The sequence below is a fragment of the Taibaiella chishuiensis genome, assembly GCF_003014535.1.
Taxonomy (GTDB): Bacteria; Bacteroidota; Bacteroidia; order Chitinophagales; family Chitinophagaceae; genus Taibaiella; species Taibaiella chishuiensis.
Genome location: NZ_PYGD01000001.1, coordinates 1500490 through 1525323 on the forward strand (window position 1 = coordinate 1500490; position 24834 = coordinate 1525323).

At 50.8% G+C, this 24834-nt stretch carries 17 protein-coding genes and 1 tRNA gene; 8 read left to right on the forward strand and 10 right to left on the reverse strand.

The window, feature by feature from the left end; all coding sequences use genetic code 11:
- Nucleotides 1-38 precede the first annotated feature (38 nt).
- Nucleotides 39-1175: a radical SAM family heme chaperone HemW gene (gene hemW, locus B0I18_RS06375; RefSeq protein WP_106521797.1), complete on the reverse strand. Its 1137-nt coding sequence runs from the start codon at nucleotides 1173-1175 to the stop codon at nucleotides 39-41.
- A gap of 139 nt (nucleotides 1176-1314) precedes the next feature.
- On the opposite strand from hemW, the gene B0I18_RS06380 reads away from it, so the two are divergent.
- From B0I18_RS06380 to B0I18_RS06395, 4 genes are all read left to right on the forward strand, one after another.
- Nucleotides 1315-1773 carry a hypothetical protein gene (locus B0I18_RS06380; RefSeq protein WP_106521798.1) on the forward strand — a complete coding sequence of 153 codons (459 nt, stop codon included), beginning with the start codon at nucleotides 1315-1317 and terminating at the stop codon, nucleotides 1771-1773.
- A gap of 180 nt (nucleotides 1774-1953) precedes the next feature.
- The gene (locus B0I18_RS06385; RefSeq protein ID WP_106521799.1) at nucleotides 1954-3339 is read left to right on the forward strand and encodes an MATE family efflux transporter; all 1386 of its coding nucleotides are present in this window, start codon (nucleotides 1954-1956) and stop codon (nucleotides 3337-3339) included.
- Between the two features lie 44 nt (nucleotides 3340-3383).
- Nucleotides 3384-4571 (forward strand): GTPase HflX, encoded by a 1188-nt coding sequence (hflX, locus tag B0I18_RS06390; RefSeq protein WP_106522058.1) that lies wholly within the window; start codon nucleotides 3384-3386, stop codon nucleotides 4569-4571.
- Nucleotides 4572-4582: 11 nt separating this feature from the next.
- Nucleotides 4583-4936 (forward strand): hypothetical protein, encoded by a 354-nt coding sequence (locus tag B0I18_RS06395; RefSeq protein WP_106521800.1) that lies wholly within the window; start codon nucleotides 4583-4585, stop codon nucleotides 4934-4936.
- Between the two features lie 112 nt (nucleotides 4937-5048).
- Here the strand turns inward: B0I18_RS06395 and B0I18_RS06400 are convergent, their stop codons facing one another.
- Both B0I18_RS06400 and B0I18_RS06405 read right to left on the reverse strand, forming a co-directional pair.
- Entirely contained in the window at nucleotides 5049-5810 is a 762-nt protein-coding gene (locus B0I18_RS06400) for a tRNA pseudouridine synthase A (protein WP_106521801.1), read from the reverse strand.
- On the reverse strand, nucleotides 5807-6139 hold the full coding sequence (locus tag B0I18_RS06405) for a DUF3817 domain-containing protein (protein WP_106521802.1): 333 nt from the start codon (nucleotides 6137-6139) through the stop codon (nucleotides 5807-5809). Before B0I18_RS06405 ends, B0I18_RS06400 begins: the two co-directional genes overlap by 4 nt.
- Nucleotides 6140-6243: 104 nt before the next feature.
- Between B0I18_RS06405 and B0I18_RS06410 the strand changes: the two genes are divergently transcribed.
- Nucleotides 6244-6747: a DUF6265 family protein gene (locus B0I18_RS06410; protein ID WP_106521803.1), complete on the forward strand. Its 504-nt coding sequence runs from the start codon at nucleotides 6244-6246 to the stop codon at nucleotides 6745-6747.
- Between the two features lie 12 nt (nucleotides 6748-6759).
- Here the strand turns inward: B0I18_RS06410 and mgtE are convergent, their stop codons facing one another.
- Nucleotides 6760-8142 (reverse strand): magnesium transporter, encoded by a 1383-nt coding sequence (gene mgtE / locus B0I18_RS06415; RefSeq protein ID WP_106521804.1) that lies wholly within the window; start codon nucleotides 8140-8142, stop codon nucleotides 6760-6762.
- Nucleotides 8143-8416: 274 nt separating this feature from the next.
- Between mgtE and B0I18_RS06425 the strand changes: the two genes are divergently transcribed.
- Nucleotides 8417-9955, forward strand: a complete 1539-nt coding sequence (locus tag B0I18_RS06425) for an acyl-CoA carboxylase subunit beta (protein WP_106521806.1) — start codon at nucleotides 8417-8419, stop codon at nucleotides 9953-9955.
- Between the two features lie 72 nt (nucleotides 9956-10027).
- Here the strand turns inward: B0I18_RS06425 and B0I18_RS06430 are convergent, their stop codons facing one another.
- Genes B0I18_RS06430 through era form a run of 3 tightly spaced genes read right to left on the reverse strand, consistent with a single transcriptional unit; the run spans nucleotide 10028 to nucleotide 12572 of the window.
- Nucleotides 10028-10738 (reverse strand): hypothetical protein, encoded by a 711-nt coding sequence (locus B0I18_RS06430; protein ID WP_106521807.1) that lies wholly within the window; start codon nucleotides 10736-10738, stop codon nucleotides 10028-10030.
- Between the two features lie 57 nt (nucleotides 10739-10795).
- Nucleotides 10796-11701: a 1-aminocyclopropane-1-carboxylate deaminase/D-cysteine desulfhydrase gene (locus B0I18_RS06435; protein ID WP_106521808.1), complete on the reverse strand. Its 906-nt coding sequence runs from the start codon at nucleotides 11699-11701 to the stop codon at nucleotides 10796-10798.
- Complete coding sequence (gene era / locus B0I18_RS06440) at nucleotides 11691-12572, reverse strand: GTPase Era (RefSeq protein WP_106521809.1); 882 nt, start codon at nucleotides 12570-12572, stop codon at nucleotides 11691-11693. Before era ends, B0I18_RS06435 begins: the two co-directional genes overlap by 11 nt.
- A 185-nt stretch (nucleotides 12573-12757) precedes the next feature.
- Between era and B0I18_RS06445 the strand changes: the two genes are divergently transcribed.
- Together B0I18_RS06445 and B0I18_RS06450 are read left to right on the forward strand one after the other, a co-directional pair.
- Nucleotides 12758-12829 (forward strand) — tRNA-Met (locus B0I18_RS06445).
- A 1137-nt stretch (nucleotides 12830-13966) separates the two neighbouring features.
- A complete protein-coding gene (locus tag B0I18_RS06450) occupies nucleotides 13967-14611 on the forward strand; it encodes an outer membrane beta-barrel protein (protein ID WP_106521810.1) in 645 nt (214 codons plus the stop codon).
- A gap of 253 nt (nucleotides 14612-14864) precedes the next feature.
- Here the strand turns inward: B0I18_RS06450 and B0I18_RS06455 are convergent, their stop codons facing one another.
- The 3 genes from B0I18_RS06455 to B0I18_RS06465 all read right to left on the reverse strand — a co-directional run bounded on the left by B0I18_RS06455 (nucleotide 14865) and on the right by B0I18_RS06465 (nucleotide 22857).
- On the reverse strand, nucleotides 14865-15281 hold the full coding sequence (locus B0I18_RS06455) for a hypothetical protein (RefSeq protein WP_106521811.1): 417 nt from the start codon (nucleotides 15279-15281) through the stop codon (nucleotides 14865-14867).
- A gap of 147 nt (nucleotides 15282-15428) precedes the next feature.
- Nucleotides 15429-19583 carry a DUF7948 domain-containing protein gene (locus B0I18_RS06460; RefSeq protein WP_181358352.1) on the reverse strand — a complete coding sequence of 1385 codons (4155 nt, stop codon included), beginning with the start codon at nucleotides 19581-19583 and terminating at the stop codon, nucleotides 15429-15431.
- A gap of 307 nt (nucleotides 19584-19890) precedes the next feature.
- Nucleotides 19891-22857: a T9SS type A sorting domain-containing protein gene (locus tag B0I18_RS06465; protein WP_106521813.1), complete on the reverse strand. Its 2967-nt coding sequence runs from the start codon at nucleotides 22855-22857 to the stop codon at nucleotides 19891-19893.
- Between the last annotated feature and the right edge of the window lie 1977 nt (nucleotides 22858-24834).

Genomic DNA, 24834 nt, shown 5'->3' on the forward strand with positions numbered 1-24834 from the left:
TATTCAGCCCTTTGTCTGCTGTAACGGCCGGCAAAGGGCTATTTTTTGTCGTAAAACAGTTCGGAGGCAATACGGTCGGCCAGCAGTTTCCCCGCCGGGGTAAGCACCAGGTGGCCGTCCTGCAGGAGCATGCATCCCTTGTCGCGGTAAGCTGCGCTGCGTTCGGTAATATCGGCGGCTACATCGCTGCCGAAATCCTTTGCCAGCAAGGCCAGGTCTGTACCCCACATGGTACGCAGCGAGGTCATCAGGTACTCGTTCAGCCGGTCTTCAAAACTAAGCTCCTCTCTTTCTGCCGGTACATGGCTATCGGTCAGTACCTGTTTCAGGTAAAGCGCGTTATTGGCTACATTCCACTGGCGGCTGCCGCCATCGAACGAGTGCGCCGAAGGGCCCAGGCCGATGTAATGCGCGCCGCGCCAGTAATTGGTATTGTGCACGGCATACCTGCCCGGCAGGGCAAAATTCGATATTTCGTAGTGATCATAACCTGCTCCGGTCAGGGCGTCCATCAGGAGCTCGAACTGCGTGGCCGCCTGTTCGTTGTCGGGCTCAACCGACCGGCCTTTTTCTATGGCGTGGGCCAGGGCGGTGCGCGGCTCTACCGTAAGGGCGTACGACGATATATGCGGCACGCCCAGGCCCAGGGCGTAGTGTATATTCTCCTTCCATTGCTGGTCGTTCATCGTTGGCGTACCGTAGATGAGGTCGATACTGATGTTTTCGAACCCCGCATCCTGCGCGGCTTTTACGGCATAGTCGGCCTCCTGTGCCGTATGGGCGCGGTTCATATACCGCAGGTCTTCTTCGCGAAACGATTGGATACCGATACTCAGGCGATTGACCGGCGTACCGGCCAGGGCTTTCAGGTAAGCCGGGGAAAGGTTGTCGGGATTGGCTTCCAGCGTTACTTCGCCGGGGGCATCGAGGTTAAAGCTGCGGGTCATTTTATCCCAGAGTTGCATCAGCTCCGACGAAGAGAGCAGGGAAGGGGTGCCACCGCCCCAGTATACCGTACTGATCTCCTGTTGTTGCAGGTAGTCCTGCCGCAGCGCCATTTCCCGGCTCAGGGCAGCCAGCATATCATCTTTCTGTCGGAGCGAAGTGGAAAAGTGGAAGTTGCAATAATTACAAGCCTGTTTGCAAAAAGGAATATGAAGGTAAATGCCTGCCATGCGGCAAAGGTACTGGATTTTAAATGCCCGCTGTGCAGGGGCACAATCGTTGCAATTGCAACTTTCGGCACAAATAATTTTAGGATTTTAATCCGGTTTTAAGACCTATTTTCGCAACTATAAATCTAACGATCAACATATGCGCAACAAAATAGTACTGGCCTTCTTTACCGCCGTTATTTCCTCTACCGCTTTTGCCCAACAGGAGCAGAGCGTAAGCAGCTGTACCGATAAAGTAATGCATGCAGAGCTGGTGTCGCTCGACAAATCATTCGAACAGCAGGGCTTCAGCGTGATCATGTTCAATTCCATGAGCATGCCATCCGGTTCCTATGTGCCGGTACAACTCAATATGGAACAGGGCAAAATGTACCAGATCAATTTCCTCGCCAGTAAAGATTTTCAGCAATACAACCTTACCCTGATCGATAAAGACCGCAAGAAGCTGATCAATAAAAAAGTGAAACAAGGCGGTAGCAACCGGTTGTCCGAAAGTTTTGCTGCGCCCTATACCGGTAACTATATCATTGTCCTGTCTCAGAAAGTGAAAGGCCAGCCCGAAGCCTGCGGTGGCATTTCCATCCTGAAGAGCAAATAAGCAAGTAACGATACGGTCTCCAGGACCCGGCGAACGGATATACTTTCGTATGGAACAGGTATATCCGTTCGTTTTATTCGCTGTTTTATCCCTACATTTATCCCGGCGTTGCCCGGGCTCCGCCGCCACGGCGCATTTTAAACAAAATAGACTCTGAGCATACAGGCAGGAAATAAATCCTTGTTCGGTAATTCATTCCGCATATTTGCGATCCGGCTGTTCAGCACTCTGGCCAGCCTGGTCGTTATGGTTTTTTTTTCGCATCAGCTCAGCCAGGAGGATAATGGGCAGTACCTGGGTTTTATCGTTAACCTGACGATTACCTCCACCCTGGCCGGGCTGGGTATCGGCCTGCTGCTGTTTACCTATACCGGCGACGAGCTGCGCTACCTGGTACGGAGCATCAGGCCCAGGTATTACTATGCCTATCTCGCCTTGTTGTTATTGATCGCGGGTGTATTTGCGGGGCTTACCTGTGGCAGCCCGGCAGCCCTTGCCCGTAGCGGGTATATTCCCTTCCTGTTTTTTATTGCCTATACGGCAGGCGTGCTGTTGGAGTCCGTGCTGATGGTAGCCAAACAGTTCAAACTGTTGTTGCTGAGCGGTTTCCTGTACGCGTTGCTTTATGTGGGGGTTAGCCTTATGGCATACGACAAAGGGTTCAGTATGGACCGCCTGCTGCTCTGGCTCCTGCCGGTTGTGTATGGCAAGCTGCTGCTGCTGCTTTGGGCGGCTTTCAGCTTCCTGCGCCGGCCGCCGGTAGGGGATCCGGCCTCCTTTAAATCTAAAAAAACATTCAGCCTGTGGTTGCACCTGGGTTTTTACGACCTTTCCAATATGCTGATCCAATGGCTCGATAAGTTTATCGTGTCGCTGTTGCTTACGGCGGGTACCGCTGCAGTGTATATCAATGGCACGGTCAATATTCCGTTTGTGCCGCTGGCGCTCAGCGCGGTCAGCAATGCCACGCTGATGCAGTTAAGTTATACCACGGGGCGGCGCGAGAAGGCGGCATTGATGCGCCAGGCGGGGCGCCTGTTGTCCTGTATTGCCTATCCTGTATTTTTCTTCCTGCTTTTTTTCAGGGCCGAGTTTATTACCGTTGCCTTCTCCGATAAATATGCCGGTGCGATCCCGATCTTTCTTTGTTCGGTGCTGATACTGCCGGTGAGGGCCTATAGCAATACCACTATCCTGCAAAACTATCACCGGGGCCGGCTCATCAATATCGGCGTAGTGCTCGATTATATCGTGGCTATTGCCATTATGTACCCGCTGTATCGCTGGCTGGGCCTGGCGGGCATCGCATTGAGCTTTGTGCTCAGCACTTATGTGCAGGTTATCTTCTACCTCTACTTTTCTGCACGGCTGCTGGGGCAACCCATGACGCAACTGGTGCCGCTTAAGAACTGGATAGGGAAACTGTTGGGTTTCGGGCTGCTGGGCTTTGGGCTGTATCATTTCCTGCACGGATTACTCACGCCCTTTTACTTGCTGGTAGCGGGTTGCAGCGTGATGGGCCTGGTAAGTGTCGTCCTGCTCCGCTACGAAATGAAGCGCGAGTAAAAAGGGAGTTGTACCTTTGTATACCTAAAATTGAATTTGTATTTGTGATTGAGAACAAAAATATAATCGGTAACGAGGAGAAAGCAGTGCTGGTGGGCCTCATACAGAAAGACGTAAAAGAAGCCCAGGCTTTGGAATACCTGGATGAGCTTGCTTTTCTTGCCGAAACAGCCGGGGCTACCGCTGTTAAAAGTTTTTACCAAAGGTTGCCCCATCCCGACCGGCGCACCTTTGTGGGTAAGGGAAAACTCGAAGAGATCCGGCAATACGTGATCCGCCACCAGGTTACCCTTGTTATTTTCGACGACGAGCTTACGGGCTCGCAGATCGCCAATATCGAAAAAGAACTGAAAGTAAAAACGATCGACCGTTCGGATCTGATCCTCGATATTTTTGCCCGCAGGGCTAAGACCGCACAGGCCAAAACCCAGGTGGAGCTGGCGCAATACCAGTACATCCTGCCCCGGCTTAAGGGAATGTGGAGTCACCTGGAGCGCCAGGGGGGCGGTATCGGTTCGCGTGGCCCGGGGGAAACCGAGATCGAGACCGACCGCCGTATCGTAAAAGATAAGATCGCCCTGCTGCGCAAACGCCTGGGCGAGATCGACAAACAGGCTTCTACCCAGCGTAAGGAGCGCGGTACCTTTATCCGCGTAGCGCTGGTGGGCTATACGAATGTGGGCAAAAGCACGCTGATGCAGGTACTGAGCAAGTCGGACGTATTTGCAGAAAACAAACTCTTTGCCACCCTCGAAACGACGACCCGCAAGGTGGTGTTTGAAAAAACGCCCTTCCTGCTGAGCGATACCGTGGGCTTTATCCGCAAACTGCCCCACCACCTGGTCGAAAGCTTTAAGTCTACCCTCGACGAGGTGCGGGAGGCCGATATCCTGCTGCATGTGGTCGATGTGTCGCATCCGCAGTACGAAGACCAGATCGGCGTGGTCAACAGCACCCTGCAGGACATCGGGGCCTTTGACAAGCCCATCCTGATGATCTTTAATAAAATGGACCAGTATGCCGAGCGCACCTTCGACGAATGGCTGGAAGAAGAGGTGAAAGAAGACCTGCTCAGGCAACTGCACCGGCGCTGGGATAACCTGACCCATGGCAATGCCATATTCGTATCCGCAACCGAAAGGTCCAATATCGACCGGTTGCGCGAAACCATCCTGGAAAAAGTGAAAGGGCTTTATGAAGAACGATATCCTTACCTGAACAGTTTTTATTAAAACAGGAAACCATGCCACAGCAGGCATGGTTTTTTATATCGCAGCTTATGAAAGAGCGTTATCATGTCATTTGGGAAGGCAATACAATAGGCCTCCTCGAAAACCTGTCGCGGGATATGTGGTATATCGAAGGTGCCTGGTTGCCTGCCGAGGGGGAACAGGCCGCTGTGTTTGCATCGCTGTTACCCGAAGCCGGCGCCCGCGAGCGGCTTGCTGCCCCGGCCACACTGCCCCGGGTGGTACTTTCGGAAGTACAGGACGGGCACAAACTGTACTGCCTGGCTTTTGTACTGATCGATGGTATACTGGGCCTGCGGCAACTCACTTCGCGGGAAGGCCTCGACGAATTTTTTCCGGGCAGGTAGCGTGTAAGACTTCGGGGAAATACAAATCCAGACCAGGGTTCCGGCCCGGGATCGACATACAAAAAAGCCTTGCCATCGATGGGCAAGGCTTTGTTTTTAGTTAGGTTCGGAGTTACCGGTTGTCTTTTCTTTCGACCAGGTAACCTTCCGGGTAATTAACGGCCTCGAGGTAAAGCCCGTGGCCGGTTACACTGAAATCGGCGAGGGTACAGTCCTGCGCCTGTATAATTTTATGAAAACCGTCGAGCGTAGTCTTTCCCCGGGCTACCTGCAATTGTGTGCCTACCAGGCCGCGTACCATACCCCTCAGGAAACGGTTGGCCTCTACGATATAGTGCAGTTCTTCGCCCTGCTGCTCCCAGTAAGACTGGAATATGGTGCAGAAAAAAGTAAACGACTGGGTATTGCGTTTCGAAAAGGTTTCGAAGTTTTTATAGTCGAACAGGGCCTTTGCCGTTTCGTTCAGGATACCCGTGTCTATCTTGAAAGGATAGAACAGCGCGCGCTGATGCAGGAAGGGGTTTTTATCGGCGTAGATGCGGTAGCGGTAACGCCTGCTGGTGGCATCGAAGCGGGCATTGCCCTCCGGTTTGGAACAGGTATAGATATGTTTTATCGAAATGGCCACGGGTAAGATGGCATTCATTTTATAGCGGAAATGCGGATGCAGTTCCTGCTCTTCGTCAAAATGGTAAAAATTGCTCAGGGCATGCACACCCTCGTCGGTACGGCTGGCGCCAAAGGTCTCTACCGGCCTGCGCAGCAGGGTAGACAGGGCATTATTGATCGCGTACTGTACCGTGCTGAGCGTACCCTGCAGCTGGCTGCCATGAAAGGCGCAGCCATCGTAACTTACTTCCAGGAAATATCTCATAGTGTGGCTTTGCGGTTGGCGGCTGCCGCATTTTTTTCGGCTGCTTCCCGCTTTAATCTTTTCTCGACAATGAAGGGTGCGAATGGTAACAGCGATGCCAGGAAAATAAGGGCTACCTTGCCGATACTCCATTTATAGGTTACCCAGGCCTGCAGCAGGAAGAAGATGTACAGCACGAACAATACGCCATGCGCCCATCCCGGGTACTTAACGGCCGACTCCATATTGGCCAGGTATTTGAGCGGCATAGCGATACCCAGCAGTACGAGGTACGAAATGCCTTCGATAAGCGCTACCAGGCAAAAGCGGTTTAAAACTTTAGTATCCATAATGCGAAAAAATTGGCGCAAAGGTAACGCCTATTCCCCGTTTAAATCGTTGTATCCGGCTAATCTGTGTATATTCGTATGTTAAACACATAATCCGCATAATCATGAAAAAGCAAATCCTGGTCGTCTGCCTGCTGATGGCATCGGCAAAGTTCGCGACCGCCCAGAAATGGACGCGCGAGGACTTCAGGGCCCTGAGGGCTACAAGGGGCATATGGATAGCCGACCTTTCGAAAGATAAACAATACCTGGAGATATGGACGCCCAAAAACGACACCTTAATGGAAGGCCGGTCTTTTTACATCAATAAGGACAAGAAACAAGAGCTTGCCGAAACGGTACAACTGGTATACAGCTCGGGTGCGATCCGGTATATTGTAACTACGGCAGGACAAAACGACGAGGAGCCCGTTGCCTTTACGCTGATCAAAAAAGAAAAACGCACGTTCACTTTCGAAAATGAGCAGCACGATTTTCCCCAGCAGATCATCTACCGGTTTCCCAAGAACAATACGATGAAGGCCACCATCAGCGGTAAGACACCACAGGGGCCCAGGAACCTGGATTTCAACTTCGTTAAAGTAACCGGCCGCAAGTTTGAACGCTAACCGGCGCTTTATTTAGAGCAGTACACCCCGCATAAACAGTACGGCAAAGCTGAAATAGATCAGCAGCCCGGTTACGTCTACCAGCGTCGCTACAAAGGGCGCGGATGATGTGGCCGGGTCGGCGCCCAGTTTCTTCAGGATAATGGGCAGCATAGAGCCGGTAAGCGAACCCCAGAGCACCACGAATACCAGCGATATACTGATCGTACCGGCAATCATCAGCCAGTGTTCGCCGTATACATTGGGGGCGATCATATGCCATACAAATATCCTCAGGAAGCCCACCAGGCCTAAGCATACGCCCAGGAGGAAGCCCGAAATGATCTCGCGGCGCATTACCCGCCACCAGTCGCGAAGGGTAACCTCGCCCAGGGCCATGGCCTGGATGATCAGGGTAGAAGCCTGCGAGCCGCTGTTGCCGCCGCAGGAAATGATCAGGGGAATAAACAGTGCCAGTACGGTGGCTTTATGGATCTGGTCTTCGAAAAAGCCCATGGCCGTGGCCGTCAGCATTTCGCCGATCATCAGGATGGCCAGCCAGCCTACGCGTTTTTTTACCAGGTTAAATATAGAGGTATCGAGATAGGGTTCGTCCAGGGCTTCGGTACCACCGATCTTCTGGATATCTTCCGTATATTCTTCTTTAGCCAGCCACAGGATATCATCTACCGTAACGATGCCCAGCAATATATACTGGTCGTCGGTTACCGGCAGCGCCACGCGGTTGTTCATCCGGAACATCTCGATGGCTTCTTCCTGCGGATCGTTGGCATTGAGGGCGATCAGGCGGTCATCGGTCAGCTCGCTTACCATCGTCTCCGGCGCTGCCAGCAGCACTTTCCGGATACGGAGGTCATCGAGCAGTTCGCCTTTGTCGCCGATCACATAGATCACATCGATGGTTTCGGAGTTTACTCCGTAGCGGCGTATATGTTGCAGTACCTGCGCTACATTCCAGTGTTTTTTTACGGCTACATAATCGGGGGTCATCAGCCTGCCCACGCTGTTCTCGTTGTATCCGAGCAGGGCCAGGGCCTCTTTGCGGTCTTCGGCGGGCAGCAGGATGATCATCTTTTTCACTACATCGCCATGCAGTTCGCTGAAGAAAGAGGTACGGTCATCCGGTGGCAGCTCGTTGATGAGCTCGCTTATTTTAGCGCCGGATAATTTTTTGATAATACGCTCCTGTACCGGGAAGTCCAGGATGCGGAATACATGTACAGACCTGCTGATCGGGAGCATTTCTATAAACCTGGGACCAAACTCCGGAAGTTCATCAATCAGTTCCTTGACATCCGATATATTCAATTCTTCCAGCATGTCATACAGGGCAGTATTGTCTTCGGTGTCTATCAGCAATTCAACTTGTTCTATGAGTGTGTCCAGGTTTTCCATAGATAAAAAGCGGCATTAAAAATTTAGATGAGCAGTCTGTATTTGCTTGGTGTAGTGCGTTTTTGCGCAAAAGTCGTTTATTTTTTCCTGGATTCTGCATTATGTAACAGAGAATTTTTTATGTCTTTCCTTATAACTGGTAAAAAACATGCATTCGTTGTTTTTAGATTTTTAGGCTTCCGTAACAGAGCGATGAAGAATATCCGGGCGACCGGGTAAACATTGCCGCTCATTTTGTAATTTGCGCAGGTTTTATGTGTTTCAAATTCAATCAATGGATAAACTGAATATGCTCCAGGAGAAAATAAATCAAGCCCACCTGGGGGGCGGCCAGAAACGTATCGACAGCCAGCACAGCAAAGGAAAGCTGACCGCGCGCGAAAGGATCGAATTGTTACTCGACGAGGGATCGTTTGAAGAGATCGGGATGCTGGTGACCCACCGGGCCAAAGATTTCGGTATGGAAAAAGAGCAGTATCTCGGCGATGGCGTAGTTACCGGTTATGGTACCGTACACGGCCGCCTGGTCTATGTGTTCTCCCAGGATTTTACGGTATTCGGCGGTAGCCTTTCCGAAACGCATGCGGAAAAGATCTGCAAGATCATGGACCTGGCCATGCAAAACGGCGCACCGGTTATCGGGCTTAACGACAGCGGCGGCGCCCGTATCCAGGAAGGTGTAGTATCGCTGGGTGGTTATGCCGATATCTTCTACCGCAATGTACAGGCCAGCGGCGTTATCCCGCAGCTGAGCGCCATTATGGGGCCCTGCGCCGGCGGTGCGGTGTACTCGCCCGCTATCACCGACTTTATCCTCATGGTGGAGCATACGTCCTATATGTTCGTAACCGGTCCTAACGTAGTAAAGACCGTTACCCACGAAACCGTTACCAGCGAAGAGCTGGGTGGTGCACAGACGCATGCGCAGAAGTCGGGCGTAACCCATTTTGCCTGCGAAAACGAAGTCGCCTGTATCGAGCATATCAAACAACTGCTGAGTTATATGCCGCAGAACTGTGAAGAGGATGCGCCGGTATATCCTTACGAGGCGGGCAACGAGATCCGTACCAAACTGAATGAAGTTATCCCCGCTAACCCCAACCAGCCTTACGATATTAAAGAGGTGATCGAAGAGGTGACCGATAGCGAAAGCTTCCTGGAAGTACATAAAGACTATGCCGAGAATATCGTGGTAGGCTTTGCCCGTATTGCAGGCCGCAGCATTGGTATCGTAGCTAACCAGCCTGCAAGCATGGCCGGTGTGCTCGATATCAACTCCTCCAAGAAAGGCGCCCGTTTCGTACGCTTCTGCGATGCATTCAATATCCCCTTGCTGGTATTGGTCGATGTGCCGGGCTTCCTGCCGGGTACCGACCAGGAGTGGAACGGCATTATTACCAATGGCGCCAAACTGTTGTTTGCGCTGAGCGAAGCTACGGTACCCAAGATTACAGTAATTACGCGCAAAGCCTATGGCGGCGCATACGATGTAATGAACTCCAAACATATCGGCGCCGATCTGAACTATGCCTGGCCTACGGCAGAGATCGCCGTTATGGGGGCGAAAGGCGCTGCAGAGATCATCTTCAAAAAAGAAATCTCGGAAGCCGCCGATCCGGAAGCGAAACTGAAGGAAAAAGAGCAGGAATACCTGGAGAAGTTTGCCAACCCTTACGGCGCTGCGGCGCGTGGTTATATCGACGAGGTGATCGTACCGGATGTAACCCGCGAAAAACTGATCAAAGGGTTTAAAATGCTGGAGAACAAAGTGGCCTCCATGCCGAAGAAAAAACATACCAATATCCCGCTGTAAGCAGGATCGCACAGGAATAAAGAAGCCCGGCCAGAGTAATCTGGCCGGGCTTTCGGTATAGATGGGTATGCGCTAATAAACCGTGATATAACCTTTGTCAAACTCTTCTTTGTTCTTGAATAATTTGAATTTAAACAGGCCCGTGGCCTGGAAATTACGTTTGTCGAGGATCACGACCTTATCATTGATCCGGGGTACGGTCAGTACTTCACGGTCTTGCTGGTCATAAAATACCAGGTGGTAGTTTTCTTTAAAGGCATCCTGGATCTCGATATTGATATTACCGGTAAAAGGATTGGTAAATACATATTGAGATTTTGGATAGGAAACCGTATTGATGCTGTTTACGGCTGCTGCCTGGCCTCCTGCCTGCCCGATCAGTTTCTGCAGCGAGTCGCTGGGGGGCAGTGGTTTACGGTTGGCAATAGCGGCGCTGTCTACGATTACTTTAGCCAGGTTACTCTTCCATTCCATATCGGAGCTGAAAAGAATCATGAGCCGGTACCAGTTTTTTCCGGGCATAGGGTGGGCGTCTACAAAGCTTTGTACGCCTTTCTTCAGGTTGTTTACATAACCAATAGTGGTAAAGTTATAGTTGCTGTCGGCAGAGCGCTGAACGGCGATAGATTTGAGCCCGCTTTCGTAGGGATTGGTCCAGCTTATTACATTAATCCCGCCCTGGGTAACTGTAGCGATTTCCGGTAAGGTCGGCTGTGCATAGCCGGTATAGCTCAAGCCTGTCAGGAGCAGGACTGCGAGCACAATGCTTTTCAAAAAATTCATGGTTCAAACTTACATTATTAATACGAAATCAGCAGGAAAGCGTTTGTGAAAATTTGCCTATCCCGGCAGGGAGAAACAGAGTTGGTCTTTAATAGAACGGTTGCCCTGCAGGCCGCCGGTATGGATGGCAATGATATGACTATGGGCAGGCAACTCCTTATTGCCGGCCAGTTCCAGCAGGCCCCACATCATTTTGGCGGTATAGACGAAGTCCAGCGGGATATGATACTGCCTGTAAAAGTCGTTGATAAAGGTGATCAGCTCCGGGTTATGCCGGGCAAAACCACCGAAATGATACCGTGCTTCCAGTTGCCAGTTGGCGCATCGCGGCAGGCGTGCGGCTATTTCCCCTTGGAGGTAATCGCCGCCTTTCATCACCGGGAAGCCCAGCATGGCGCATGACTGCGCCAGGTTTTGGCGGATACCACAAAAAGTAGTACCGGTGCCTATGGCCAGGGTTACCAGGGTCGTATCGCCGGGCAGCAAGCCGGCGATCGTGCCCGCGCCCCGCATGCCGGCCTCGTTATTGCCGCCTTCGGGTATTATATAGGGACGGCCGAACTGCAGGCCGAGTTGTTCCAGGTAAGCAGCGTCTTCCTTACGGTTATAAGCTTCGCGGCTTACGGTCTGGAGCTGCATACCCAGGTCGCGGCATTGCTGCAGGGTATCGGATGTTGCGGTATCGGCATGCAGGCCCCGTACTATCCCGATAGCCTGTAAGCCGGCGGCCCTGGCGGCAGCGGCGGTAGCTACCAGGTGGTTGGACCAGGCGCCGCCAAAGGTAAGTACAACAGTATGCCCCTGGTCGCGGGCGGCTTTTATATTTTCTTTGAGCTTAAACCATTTGTTGCCCGAGATAACAGGGTGGAGCAGGTCGAGCCGCAGCATACCGAGCCGTATGTCGCGGCGCTGCAGTTCCGGATCGTTGATATAGTCAATACGGACCTGGTCCTCAGTAACCATATTCTTTAAGGTAGGTATCGTTTTCGCGCCATTTGGGACGCACTTTTACAAACAGCTCCAGGTGTACTTTTTTATCCAGGAATTTTTCGATGCTCTGGCGGGACTGGATGCCCAGTTTTTTGATCATCGAGCCGCCTGCGCCCAGCAGGATCATTTTCTGGGTTTCGCGGGTAACGATGATATCGGCCAGGATGCGGGTAACATGCGGTTTTTCTTCGAAAGCCTGGATCAGTACCGCGGTATGGTAAGGAATTTCCTGGTCGTATATCGCATAAATCTGCTCGCGGATCATTTCCGATACGAAGAAGCGCATGGGCCGGTCGGAGATATCCTCGTCGGGATAAAAGGCCGGAGCCTCGGGCAGGAATTTAAGAATGGCCGGGATGATCTTCTTGGTATTCATTTTTTTCAGGGCCGAGATCGTCATCGTTTTATCCGGCTTGATCAGCGCTTCAAAACGTTGTACCAGTTCCGCCTGTTTTTCTTTATCCGCAACCAGGTCTACTTTATTGATCAGGAGTATCTTTTTGGTCTTTAATTTCAGCGGCTCTATAATGGCGGCAAACTCCTCGGGGTTATCCGTTACATCGACCATCAGCAGGGCCACATCAGCATCTTCCACGGCGCTGCGTACCTGCATCATCATTTTGGTGTGCAGTTTGTATTGCGGATCGATAATGCCCGGGGTGTCCGAAAATATGATCTGGTATTCTTCTTCTGTAACAATGCCCAGTATACGGTGACGGGTAGTCTGTACCTTAGGCGATACAATGGCCAGGGTTTCGCCCAGCAGGGCATTCATCAGTGTTGATTTGCCTGCGTTGGGCGGTCCGAATATATTGACAAAGCCGGCTTTATGTGTTCTTTCCATCTGACTGCAAAGGTATTTAAGATCAAAAGCAAAAACTAAAAATTTTAATCTGTGCGCTTTGCTGCCGCTGAGGGGCGGTTAGCCGTTGTTTTTGCGGGTAAACAGGGGGCGATTTCAAGTTTTTTAAAATTAATTACAAAATAATTTTGTCAGTTTAAAAATAGCGCTTACCTTTGCACCCTCATCGCGAGGTAGAGCAGCGGTAGCTCGTCGGGCTCATAACCCGAAGGTCCTAGGTTCGATCCCTAGCCTCGCTACAAGCGATAGCAAAGAGGCCGGTATTTTTACCGGCCTCTTTCGTTTTTTGTCCGGCCCGTATGGTACGCCCCGTCTGCATTACAGCGGATTGCTGTTTTTCAAATCTTACCCTGCTTATAACATGTTGTCTGTGGTGCGATCCCTGGCCTCGCTACAACATTAAGCTTCAACTTATCATGGATCAAGCGGAAAAGTTGGGGGACTCTGCGATACTTACCCTGATTTTTTTATTCTTCTTTGTCTTAATACAAAGAAGCAAAAATCAAGACTGTAGAAAATTGCTGAAAATGCCTTGTACACCTAAAAGAAATATTCCGGGTAGTAGTAAAAAATGGACGAAGGAATGACAAGCGAACTAAAGTACAGGGCCAGACTGTGGGAACTGTATTTCTTTCTATACGGTGTCCTGTAGCATTTATTCGCTGTATTTTTTTATTTTTTTATTGGTGCTCATGAGCGCTACGCGGTTTATTAACGTCCTTTTTCTAAAGGTCGGTATGTTTCGTTATTTCCAGACTTGACGTACCGGCAATACATGTAATGAGCGTTGAGCAAAGCATGCCTACGCGGTTGGTGGCCAGATGTTACGGCCAATATGCGCAGTTTCGCTGTGTCGTAGCGTCGCTATTGATATAGCCTATAATTCCCAATACGAACTGCGTAGTGCACCTTACGGATATTGCGGGGATATCAGGATTTTCTTTTTGCTCGCTGCGAGATCCGCGCCGCCGCGAGACTTTAATTAAATATAGACCCGCAAGCCATACAATCGACCGACCTTAGAAAAAGAATCCCCCACAAATTCTTCCTGATCCAAATCTTACTGTGCTTATAACATGTTGTCTGTGGTGCGATCCTTAGCCTCGCTACAGCGCCAGTTTAAAACTTATCAATCCTAACATGCTCAGCCCGGCCGTTCCGGGTGAAGCGATGCTTAAGCTTATCCTCCGCATGTGCTCCCCATCCGGGACATTATCCTGTTTGTATGCAATTACAAAAAAATGAAGAGGCCATAGGGGTAAACAGGTAGTGTGTTGTATTTATACCGGATGCACGCAGGCGATAGCTTGCCGTGGTGTTGTATCAAATCAGGTCTGGTATAACAAAGACCTTTTCTCTAAACCCAAAAACGTATCATGAAACAAGCCTTACTATTCGTTGCTGCTCTTGCAGCTGCCTTATCTGCTCATGCACAATCCAGGCGCGGCCTGTGGGTCACGCCCAATTCTGCAATCGGTTTGGGCGGGCTGGTCAATAAAGAGTATATCCCCTATAAAAACAATGTATCTGTATACCTGGGTATCGGTGTGGATGCCGGTTATATGTTCGGCGATCATGTCGGCCTTTTTACCGGGCTTAACTACTGTGGTTACGGTTATGCCCTGGACCAGTCTGACCGGAACAACGACAGGCTGCTGGTAGGCACCCAGGCCATGCTGGAGCTGCCCCTGTACCTGCGTTTTGTATCCACCACGGCCGGGCGCTTCGGCTTCTTTACCCATGTTGGTTTTAAATACGGTTTCCTGGTCGGACAAAAAGACTTTATCCAGGTCGACGGCAAAAGAAGCGATGCGCCGACACGGGCAAAATATAACGACCAGAGTTTTTCTCCCTTTGTGTATCTTGGTATGAATATACCCGCCGGGCGCAGGGTAGAGATGACACTGGGCCCCGAGCTGACCTACCAGGCCTCCAACCTCTTTGCTTCCGGATCATCGATGCGGGCCAATTACCTGAACGTGGGCATCAAATTCGGTGTGGGTATCAAAGCAACCCGCTAATCCACCGCATGCCGCAACCGGCGCACAGCAAAGATTTGCAGATTACTTGCTTTTAAGAAATACGACGCATTGTACTATCGGTTTTCGCCCGCACCCGGCTCCTGGAGCCGGGTGCGCTGCGTTATAAACGGTTGTATATTTCCGTGAAAAAATATATTACACCTGTATGTTGTACAGATTCCGCCTTCCTGAAAGAAAAAGGCGCGTTTCGTAAAGCCAGACTATAAGATGACGAATTGTGGAGGCTGGATTTTTACATGATCAGGATTGCACAGTTATACGGTGCTGCGGATGCTTCATTCCAGAACATGTCGAAGCTGTTGCCGTTGCAGGCATTACCCGCCGGCACAAATTGGGCGGGTGGTGCGCCGCTGCCAAAAACGGGAGAGCCGAGCAAAAGGTTGCTGGGCGTGCAGGTGCCATAACAGGAAATAACCTGTCCGTTTACAGCCGCGATGCCGGCCAGACCGGGAATCAATGTGGGGTTGATAAAATTGGTGCCGCCCGGAGGTAGCGTGGTCAATGCCGAATGGTGTATCGTGCCGTCCGGGTTGATACAAATGAAGCGTACGTAAATATTATTGCTCAGCAGGTTCTGTATCGCAACACTGTTGGCTTGGGCAGCCAGGCTCATCATGGCCATGGAGAGCGCGCATAAGATCTTTTTCATGTGTAAAATAGTTTTTAGTACCTGACAAAGATCGCAATGCCCGGGGGCTAAAAAAGCCCCGCGGCAGGGCGCTACAGGACTTTTTTTAAATGTAAAAACGTTACCCCCGGGAGGGGTAACGTTTTGCTTTTTAGACACTCGGCATTCTTAATTATAAACAAACCTTACCGCGTATACTTCGTTGCCGGAGACAACGCGGAGCAGGTAAACGCCCTGGGCTGTAGCGGGGGTAAGCTCGATACGGTGATCGAGTTTGCCGCCGGGTACGGACAGATCCCTGCGATAGATGATCCGCCCGGCTTTATCTATGATATCTACCGTTGCTTTGGATGCTGCGAGCGATCCTTTCACATTGAAGATACCATTGTTGGGGTTGGGGTATAAAGACAGCTTTTTATCATTGCCGTTCAGGTCGATGATACCCGTACTGTTTTCGTCCTGTACGATAATGCTGATCGTGATCCAGGGCGAGTAATCGCCGTTGGCACAGCGGGTCCTGATATGGAAGTAGTAAACGCCCGGGGTCAGAGCAGAAGCATGGTATACCGTATCGGTGGTGAACATGCCCGATGATGGATTACCGGGTTGCATATCCAGCACGAACTCGTAACCAGCAGCGCCGGGTACTCTGGCCCAACGGAACACCGCGTTGGAGAACCGGATGTCGGTAGAGATCAGCGATACGGGCACGAGGCAGGGTGGTGGCGGTGTAATGACACTTATGGTAATGGAATTACTTACAGCGCTGTCTGTAGTGGCACAGGTAGCATTACTGACCAGCACACAGGTAACCACGTCGCCGGAGTCGATGCTGAAGTCGGTATAAGAGGCACTGTTAAAGCCAACGTTCAGACCGTTCTTCTTCCATTTTAAAACCGGTGCAGTACCACCATTGGTCAGGGTTGCGGTAAAGGTAACCGGTGTGCCCACAGGTACGGTAGTAGCAGGTGCTGCAGTGATCGTTATGGAAGGTGGAACAGAAGGTACAACGGTCAGGTTAAGCGTAATCACGCTATCGCAGTTTACTGCATTCGGCATGGTAAAGGTCGCTGCTGCGGTTCCGCCTGCACTCACACTGATGCCATGCCAGAGGTAAGGCAGTTGCGCCGAACAGATCGTCTTATTGTCGATACCGGTTGATGCGTTCTTAACCGTGAGGTTAAGGGTCACGATACTGTCGCATCCTGCTGCATTAGGCGTGGTATAAGTGGCTACGCCGGTGCCGCCGGTAGTCACCGTAATGCTGTTCCATACATAGGGCAGTTGATTGCTGCATATCGTCTTGTTATCGGTAGCGGTCGACGTATTTTTTACGGTCAGGTTCAGGGTAATGACACTGTCGCATCCTGCAGCATTCGGTGTAGTGAATACCGCTGCGGCGGGGCCGCCTGCAGTTACCGATATGCCATGCCAGAGGTAGGGCAGTTGATTGGAGCAGATGACCTGGTTTACCGTTCCGGTTGAAGGCTCTTTGACGTAGAGATGCAGGGTGACCACACTGTCGCAGCCCTGGCTGGAAGTGCCGTTAAACACGGCAGTGGTGGTATTGCTGCCGGGCGCTACGTTTACGGTAAGCCCGTTCCAGCTCAGGGGCAGGGCATTGCGGCATATAGTGTCGTTGACGTGCAGGGCGTAACTCTCCCTGACAACAAGGTTAAGGGTAACTGTGCTGTCGCAGCCGGCCTGGTTGGTGCCCGCAAATACAGCAAAGGCCGGGTTGCTTACCGCGGTAGCTGGTATCGTAAATCCATTCCATACTGCGGGCAGCATATTGCGGCAATAGGTTTTGGTTACGGTTACTTTGGCCGTATCCCTGATATAAAGCTGGAGGTTGACCACACTGTCGCAGCCATTGGCCGCGGGTGTGGTATAAGTAGCTGTTGCGGTATTGCCCGTTGGCGGTGCTGCTACCGTAAGCCCGTTCCATGCAAAAGGCATCGTATTGCGACAGGTTGTGTCTTTAACCGTTACCGGTGTGGGCGTGGGTTTTACGGTAAGGTTCAGGAAGAGTATGCTGTCGCAGCCGCCTATATTGGTTAAGGTATAACTGGCTACTGCAGTACCGCCTGCGGGTACGCTGATGCCGTGCCAGGTATAGGGCAGCTGGCTGCTGCATATGGTCACTGCCTGTGGTACCGTATCATTAACACAAGGGGGGATATCGTTGATCTTAGTCAGGAAGGCATCGAATTCTGTTCCGGTCAGGGTTGTTTTATAAGCGCCGGCAGTGGCAATACCCGTAGTGGATTGCGTACGGCCCAGCAGGAAGATGTCCTGGCCGGAAGTAAGGGCCGAAGAGAGCGCGTCTGTTGACGGACCGCCGATATAGCTGGTCCACATCATAGCGCCTGCGCCGCTGAACTTAACAATCAGCCCGTCAGAAAGGCCCGCATGTGTGGCCTGGAAGCCGCCGGCCGTATTGAAGCCGCTGGTAGAATAGGTGCTGCTGGTCAGGATTACATTACCCAGAGCGTTTGTAGTAACGGTGGGGTAGTATTCCCAGCTGCTGGCGCCCTGGTAGGTGGCCCATTGCCGCACACCGGAGCTGTTGAACTTGACCAGCATGTTGTCGCCGCCGCCGGCATTGGTAGTTTGATAGGCGCCCGTGGTTGCGATACCGGTAGTAGAGTAGGTGGTTGCCGTAAGAAAGATATTGTCCGCTGCATCTACAGCAACCGAGGCGCTACCGTCCGATTCCTGGTCGGGACCGCCATAATAGGTGCTCCACAGGCGGGCGCCGGCCGGGCTGAATTTAACCAGGAAGGCATCCTGTTGTCCGCCATAGGCAGTTTGTTGTGCGCCGGTGCTGGCAATGCCGGATGTAGAGTTCGTAATACCGGCAAGTACAACATTGCCGGCATTGTCGGTTGCCGTATTGTGTATCGAAGTGTAAAAACCAGTACTTACGCCCTCTTCGCCAGGCCCGCCAAAATACGTACTCCATTGTATGGCACCGGCGCTGTTGAATTTGGCCAGGAACATATCGCTGGTACCCGAAAGGCTGGTCTGGTAAGCGCCGGGGCTAGCAATACCATTGGTAGAACCTGTGGTACCGCTGAGGTACACATTGCCGGTAGCATCGGTAGAACAGCCGTAGGCATTCTCAGCTGCACTGCCGCCAAAGAAGGTCGCCCATTGACGTATACCCGAACCATTGAACTTTACCAGATAGGCATCCCAATCGCCGCCATGCACGGTCTGGTAAGCGCCCGTGGTCGTAATATTGGTGGCCATAGGGGTCTTGATCGTCCCGGTCATATACACATTGCCAGCGTTATCGGTAGCGCATGCACCGCCTGATTCTCCATTGGAATTGGGCACCGCCGTATTGACGCTGCCATAATAAGTGCCCCAGAGCGGTGTGCCGGCCGGGCCGAATTTGACCAGGAAGTTATCATTGCCGCCCTGGATGGTGGTCGAAAAACCACTGGCTGTAGCGATGCCGCTCGTAGAGGAGGTAACACCGCCGATAAATAAATTGCCGGATGCATCCATAGCAAAGCCCTGTGCGTCTTCCAGGCCTGAACCGCCATAGTAGGTCGACCAGGTTACCGAAGGGTCGATCACCAATGTTTCCGCAGGGTTGGCGCGCACCGTAAAGCCGATCGTGCCATCTTCGTATTGAACGAATTTACTGGGTACGGGTTTGCCGTTCGAGAAGCTTTGGGGCGCTTGCTCCTGTACCTTGCCCAGGCTGGTTTGCATCAGCAGACCGCCATCGGCGGTAAGGCTCACTTTTTCGGCGTCCTTGATTTGTAACCGGATCGATGCAGGATCGCCACCGGGATGCACGATAAAGTCATATTTCAGGGATTTGCCCTTGCTGTATACGACCCAGTCTATATGCGGGTATATATTTTCATAAACGATCTTTTCGTAGGTCGCGATATTGGTAATGCCTGCCGCCGGCGTATTGGCCGTGTAGTAGTTTTCCCGGAACAGTGTTTGCCCTTCATTACGGATCACCGGCTGGGCATTGGCGCCCAGCAGTTGCAGGGAAAATAAATGCAGTTGTGTTGTTGCCTGTTTATCCTTACCGGTGACTACGCGCGAAAACTGGTAATGGATACCACTCCGGTCCAGGAACAGGCGGGCATTGTTATCGTGTGCGGTAAACAGGATATCCGGTCTTGCCTTACCGGCCTTGTCGGTTACCTGGCCCCTGTTCTCTGCAAATACGAAAGGCAGGCTCCGGCCCAATGCTTTCGTCTTCGCTGCGCCTTGTCGCGTATCCTTTACCTGGGCTTGTGCGGCAAGCGTCAGTATCAATACGGGTAAAAAGTAGAATAATCTCTTCATCATTGTTTTTGCTATTGGGGGTATGGAATAATATTTTGTTTTACAGGGATGCATTTTTCGCTGCACAAAACTATTTTAAGGCAGCGCCATCGCCTATAATCTTTTTGCTATGTATTTAATATTGTAATGTCTATCTGTTTTATTTTTAGATTAGTAGGCTGTTTGTGATACGCATTGGTAACATTAAAATAATGTATAAGGCAGGTGTATTATGCTGCAGGAGCGGGGTGTAGGACAGGCGGCATATACCCATAAAAAAAGAGGCTGCCCTACAGGGGCAGCCTCCGTAAAAGGGGGCAAAGTATCGTGCTTAGTGCTTAACGAATTTGTCAGCTTTCAGCAGGGCTGAGTTATCAGCATTGTAAACCTGGATCAGGTACATGCCGCTAACCAGGCTGCTTACGTCTACGCTCTTAACGTTGTTGCGCTCGATCAGTTTTTTACCGTCGATGCTCAGGATCACCACGTTAACCTGCTCAGCAGCTTTAACGTTCAGGGTGTTCTTAGCAGGGTTAGGATACAGTTCAACTTGGGCAGCAGCGAAAGCGTTTACACCAGTGTTACCGCTGATGATCGCGTTACCGGTACCGATTACGCTGAAAGAGTTGATCTGCAGACCGTTGGTAGTAGCACCATTGTAACCGAATACGGCGAAATCAACACCGGCAGGAGTTACGCTGATAGCAGAAGGCAGAGTGAAGACAACTTCGTTGTGGCTGTAACCGCAATCGTCGGCTTCAACGTCAACAGGAGTAGATACAGTCCACAGAGATGAACCTACAGCTTTGGCAGCCAGGTATAATTTGTAAGTACCAGCGCCAGTACCACGTGGAGTAACGGTGATCGCGGTAGCGTTGAAGGCAGCGCCTGTAGCAGCTACGCGGGTAACGATAGAACCATTGGTAGTCTGGTCAACAGCAGTAGTGGTGTTGGTCAGGCCTGAAATACCACCGTTTCCGCAAGGTGTAGTGCTACCCCAGTTAGCTAAAGTCAGTGCAGTAGCAGAAGTACCGTTAACACCGGCAACAGCGTATACATTGGTAGAGTTACCACCACGACCTACGTACAGGGCTTTAGTGCCAGGACGGTAAGCGATAACCGTGTCACGGGTTACACCGAAACAACCGTTAACGTCTTTACGGTAAGTGATGATCGCATCGCCAGGGATGTTAGCAGTGATAGCACCTGAAGTTGGGTTGATAGAGATAACGCTGGTATCGTTGCTGCTCCATGTACCACCAGTCACTGTGCTGCTCAGGGTGTAAGCAGTACCGATCAGGGCGTGACGGAAAGGAATAGCAGTGCTTGAAGCGATAGCGCCAGAGATAGTACCGGCATTAGCAGGAGTAGGAGCAACAGTTAAACTGCTAACTGCAGAGAAGTCAGATGTACCAGAGATAGAGCAGGTAACTTTAACACGGTAGTACCTTGTACCGGCAGTAGTTAAGTTACCAGTGTTGTATACAGCACCGGTAGCGCCAGCGATATCAGCAAAGCCAGAAGTAGGGCTGAGTGAAGACTGCCATTGGTAAGTAATACCAACACCGGCAACACCACCCGTACCCAGGTTGTAGTTCAGGAAACGTGAACCAGTATCACAGATAGTAACAACAGCAGGCAGAACGCTATCAGCTGTAGTAGCTACAGTACCGGCGTTACAGTTAGCGTTAGTAGTAACGATACCGTAAACTTCCAGGGTATTCAGCTGGAAAGTACCGGTAGCAGCACCAGGAGCAAATGGGAATACAGCAACTTCGAGACTGTCTTTGATACCGTTAACGGTTGGGTTAGGGTTAGCAGTGTTGCCGGTATAGAAATCCCAAGAGTTAGCGCTTGCACCACAGTTACCGCTTACCAGAGCCTGGTCGTTGGCCTGAGCTACCCAAGGACCCCACACACCAGCGTTAGCAACGCGGTAAGCGATACGGGCTTTAGTAGCACCTGTAGAAGATACGCGTGCACGGGCGTGGATGCGGGACATATTCAGCGCCATACCAACTTCTGGTTTAACGATGTAGCTAACGCGTGCGCTGTCTTTGTTGTAAGCATTGTTAGCAACAGTAACAGTCAGGCCGCTCAGACCACCTGAACCACAAGGAGTAGTAGTACCGAAACCGGTAGCTTTCAGTTGGCTAACGATATCGTCAGGAACAGGGATAACATCAGTGCTTGTACCGTCAACACCAGCATACAGAGCCAGGGTGTTAGGCCAGATAACGTCAACGCTTACTGATTTAGAACCAACACAGCCAGTAGCCAGGTCAGTTACCTGGTAAGTAACTTCAGTGTTACCACCGAATTTACCGGTCAGGTTGCCGGAAGCGTCGATAGAAGCTACGTTAGGACGGCTGCTTAACCACAGGCCACCAGGAGTAGAGTTGGTTAAAGTCTGAACTTCGTCAACTAACATTGGAGAGTTAGCGAGTACGTTACCGATAGCTACGGTGTTAACAGTAACCTGTACAGAGTTGGTAGAAGCAACTGGAGTACCTGGAACCGCAGCGCAGGTAGTTACTGCACGATAGTAAGCAGTAGCAGTCAGCGGAGCAGTAGTGTAGGTTGTACCGGTAGCACCTGGGATATCGGTCCAAGAGGTGTTGTTCGGTGAAGTCTGCCATTTGGTAGTGATACCAGCACCGTTACCGTTACCGGCTACAGTCAGGGTAGTTGTGTTACCGTTACAAACAGGGTTTGTACCGGCAGATACAGTACCGCCGGCAGGAGCTGTGCTACATGTAGTAGAAGCGCCGTCAAACACGTTCTGTGAAGTGATACGGTGTGTAGCGGTATTGTTGGTAGCGCCCAGCATCTTTACGCGGATGATCAGGTTGGTAGCGCCGTTACAAGCAGCAGGCAGGGAGATAGTCTGTGTCTGGCAAGAAGTAGTAACTGCGAAAGAACCACCTGGTACAGCTACGTCGCCGGCACCGATGTTGTAATAAACCTGTCCGGAAGCCGGGCCAGGAGCACTTGATTTGGTATTGGTGAAGGTCATCGTGATACCGCTGTAACCACCGGCATTCAGGTTGTACTGCCAGTAGCCGGTACCAGACTGCCAACCGGCAGCGTAGAAACCAGTACCAACGCAAGTTGAAGTTGCAGTCGAAGTCTGGGTACAAGTGAAAGAGGAAACAGGGATGTTGATAGCGTTAGCTTCGCCTGCAATCAGTTGCAGAGCCAGCATAAACATACCGCCGGCGAACATTACCGAACGCGAAAAACGCGAAGGTTTTTTGGCTTGCGGAACAGTTGATACCGCAGTTGAGATTTGGTTCATGGAAGTTTTTTTTTGTTTTACACCATACCGATGGCGGTGAAACCATCAGTCGTTTGGATTGGATACCTGGGTCGGATACGGGTGTACTTGGGTCGGATACATTGTAAAATTAGTTCCTAAAAATGCCTTGCTCCTAATTAAAAAATTATGATGGTCCTGTTATCAGAATGAATATTCGCTTAAGGTCATGATATGAAAATATGATAGGCCAAAGCGGGCATAACCTTATGAATATTCCATGTATAACGGTACGCCCGTTACATTTTTCTGATACACCTGCAAGCGGCAGTTTTATCTTCTGTGGTTTACAAATTTTTTATAGATCCACCGGCGGTTTAAACCGGTGTAGTCGGTTAAAAAAACATGAGTTATCGTCGTTCCGGATTAAAGAGACAAACAATAATTATCTGGGTGAGTTCCAGTAGTTGGCGGGCAGCAAACTAACAAGGAATAAGGTGTTGTTTTAATCAGAAATTCGGATAACTCATGGTATCCGACCGAGATACGATGTAAAGGTAGACGGCCCCGGATTTATTCCTACAATACGTTTATTATGTATTGAACTTAGTTATTTGTATTGTTATGATTATTAGTTGTTTGAATTGTTGATTTAACAATTTAACAATATTCATATGATATGGTTGCCTATATCTACAATGCACCTTTATAAGGCTGTTTATATTTAGAGAAATGACGTATCTGTATAGAATGCAGGAGTAAGTTAAAAGCTGCGCAAAATCGGCAAATAAACAGGGTTTATGCCCGGGTATAAGGCATGGGTGTATGCGAAAAGAATACAGGTTTTTATCTGTAGTTTTTATGCAGCATAAACGGCATTTTTTAGTCGTAAGAACAGGTGCAATTATTTGAACCGGCAGGCGTAAAAACAGGGCATAATACAGGGATATCGGCCGGCCGGCTGCGGGTAGAAGGGCAGGGCTCGGCTACCAACGTTCAGGTGCCGTTATTTATTATATGCTGTTGCTGCAGTAATGCATAATTATATTAGGTATTGTCTCGGTGTTGCTTGGTTCCTCGGTGTAGTGGTATATTAAAGACTGGCTTTACCGGGAGCATGTTATCTGCAGGATGAAGGCCGCTATGCCTTGTGGGCATTCGTTTGTAGTATGTGCACGTTTGAATGAAAGGCGTGGGATTATATTGGGGATTGTTACGGTAAACGGACTTTACGCGGCGTCCCGTGCCTGCAGGGCTTTAACATTATCCATAGAGCATGCAAGTCGCTTATTTGCTCCGATGGTATCCTTACAGCCAACGCTACGTAAAAGCGCTACTGGACGGGCATCCTGTAGGTGCATGAGCTTATCGTAACATAGCGCTATGACCGGTGGCAGATCCAATAAATGATTATGCAGCTGTGGTACCATAAGCAGACCGCTCAAAATATACTTGGTGCGTAAGCTGTCCAGCACTGGTCGCAACGTCTCGCTATGACCAGGTATTTTTTCAAGGGAAATAAATAGGGAGGGCTGGAGCTATCCGGGATAGATAAATATACTACCATCCCAGGTCCCAGCGGGCGAATGTGATCCCCTGAAATTCTTTTTTCTCGCAGCGCCGCGGCCTTTTAAAAAAAAGGACAGATTAAACGAATCGCTTTACCGGGACCGATATGTTTCTTTGTCTTTTTTAGCTGTCCCCGAAGGGTATCCTGCAAAGGGACCCTGCGGAAGGCGGGCAATAACAGGGGTAAATAGCATCAAACGGATATCCCTGCCGGCCGGATAAACTGCCGCCCCATTCGCAATGTCCCTACCAGTAGCCGTTGCGACGAAAATCTACTCACCAGTTCGATGGCGTGCAGTGACGCGGCAATCACAGAAAAGATTTAGCTGTCCCCGCGGGGTCTCCTGCAAAGGGACCCTGCGGAAGGCGGGCAATAACAGGGGCAGATAGCATCAAACGGATATCCCTGCCGGCCAGTTTCGGGCATAAAAAAAACACCCGCCCCGAAAG

Excerpts from the sequence above, each read along its gene's own strand:
- B0I18_RS06465 (WP_106521813.1), bottom strand. The coding sequence starts at position 22,857 with ATGAACCAAATCTCAACTGCGGTATCAACTGTTCCGCAAGCCAAAAAA.
- B0I18_RS06455 (WP_106521811.1), bottom strand. The coding sequence starts at position 15,281 with ATGAAAAAGATCTTATGCGCGCTCTCCATGGCCATGATGAGCCTGGCT.
- B0I18_RS06435 (WP_106521808.1), bottom strand. The coding sequence starts at position 11,701 with ATGGTTACTGAGGACCAGGTCCGTATTGACTATATCAACGATCCGGAA.
- hemW (WP_106521797.1), bottom strand. The coding sequence starts at position 1,175 with ATGGCAGGCATTTACCTTCATATTCCTTTTTGCAAACAGGCTTGTAAT.
- B0I18_RS06430 (WP_106521807.1), bottom strand. The coding sequence starts at position 10,738 with ATGAATTTTTTGAAAAGCATTGTGCTCGCAGTCCTGCTCCTGACAGGC.
- era (WP_106521809.1), bottom strand. The coding sequence starts at position 12,572 with ATGGAAAGAACACATAAAGCCGGCTTTGTCAATATATTCGGACCGCCC.
- B0I18_RS06400 (WP_106521801.1), bottom strand. The coding sequence starts at position 5,810 with ATGAGATATTTCCTGGAAGTAAGTTACGATGGCTGCGCCTTTCATGGC.
- B0I18_RS06405 (WP_106521802.1), bottom strand. The coding sequence starts at position 6,139 with ATGGATACTAAAGTTTTAAACCGCTTTTGCCTGGTAGCGCTTATCGAA.
- B0I18_RS06410 (WP_106521803.1), top strand. The coding sequence starts at position 6,244 with ATGAAAAAGCAAATCCTGGTCGTCTGCCTGCTGATGGCATCGGCAAAG.
- B0I18_RS06450 (WP_106521810.1), top strand. The coding sequence starts at position 13,967 with ATGAAACAAGCCTTACTATTCGTTGCTGCTCTTGCAGCTGCCTTATCT.
- B0I18_RS06460 (WP_181358352.1), bottom strand. The coding sequence starts at position 19,583 with ATGATGAAGAGATTATTCTACTTTTTACCCGTATTGATACTGACGCTT.
- mgtE (WP_106521804.1), bottom strand. The coding sequence starts at position 8,142 with ATGGAAAACCTGGACACACTCATAGAACAAGTTGAATTGCTGATAGAC.
- B0I18_RS06395 (WP_106521800.1), top strand. The coding sequence starts at position 4,583 with ATGCCACAGCAGGCATGGTTTTTTATATCGCAGCTTATGAAAGAGCGT.
- B0I18_RS06380 (WP_106521798.1), top strand. The coding sequence starts at position 1,315 with ATGCGCAACAAAATAGTACTGGCCTTCTTTACCGCCGTTATTTCCTCT.
- B0I18_RS06425 (WP_106521806.1), top strand. The coding sequence starts at position 8,417 with ATGGATAAACTGAATATGCTCCAGGAGAAAATAAATCAAGCCCACCTG.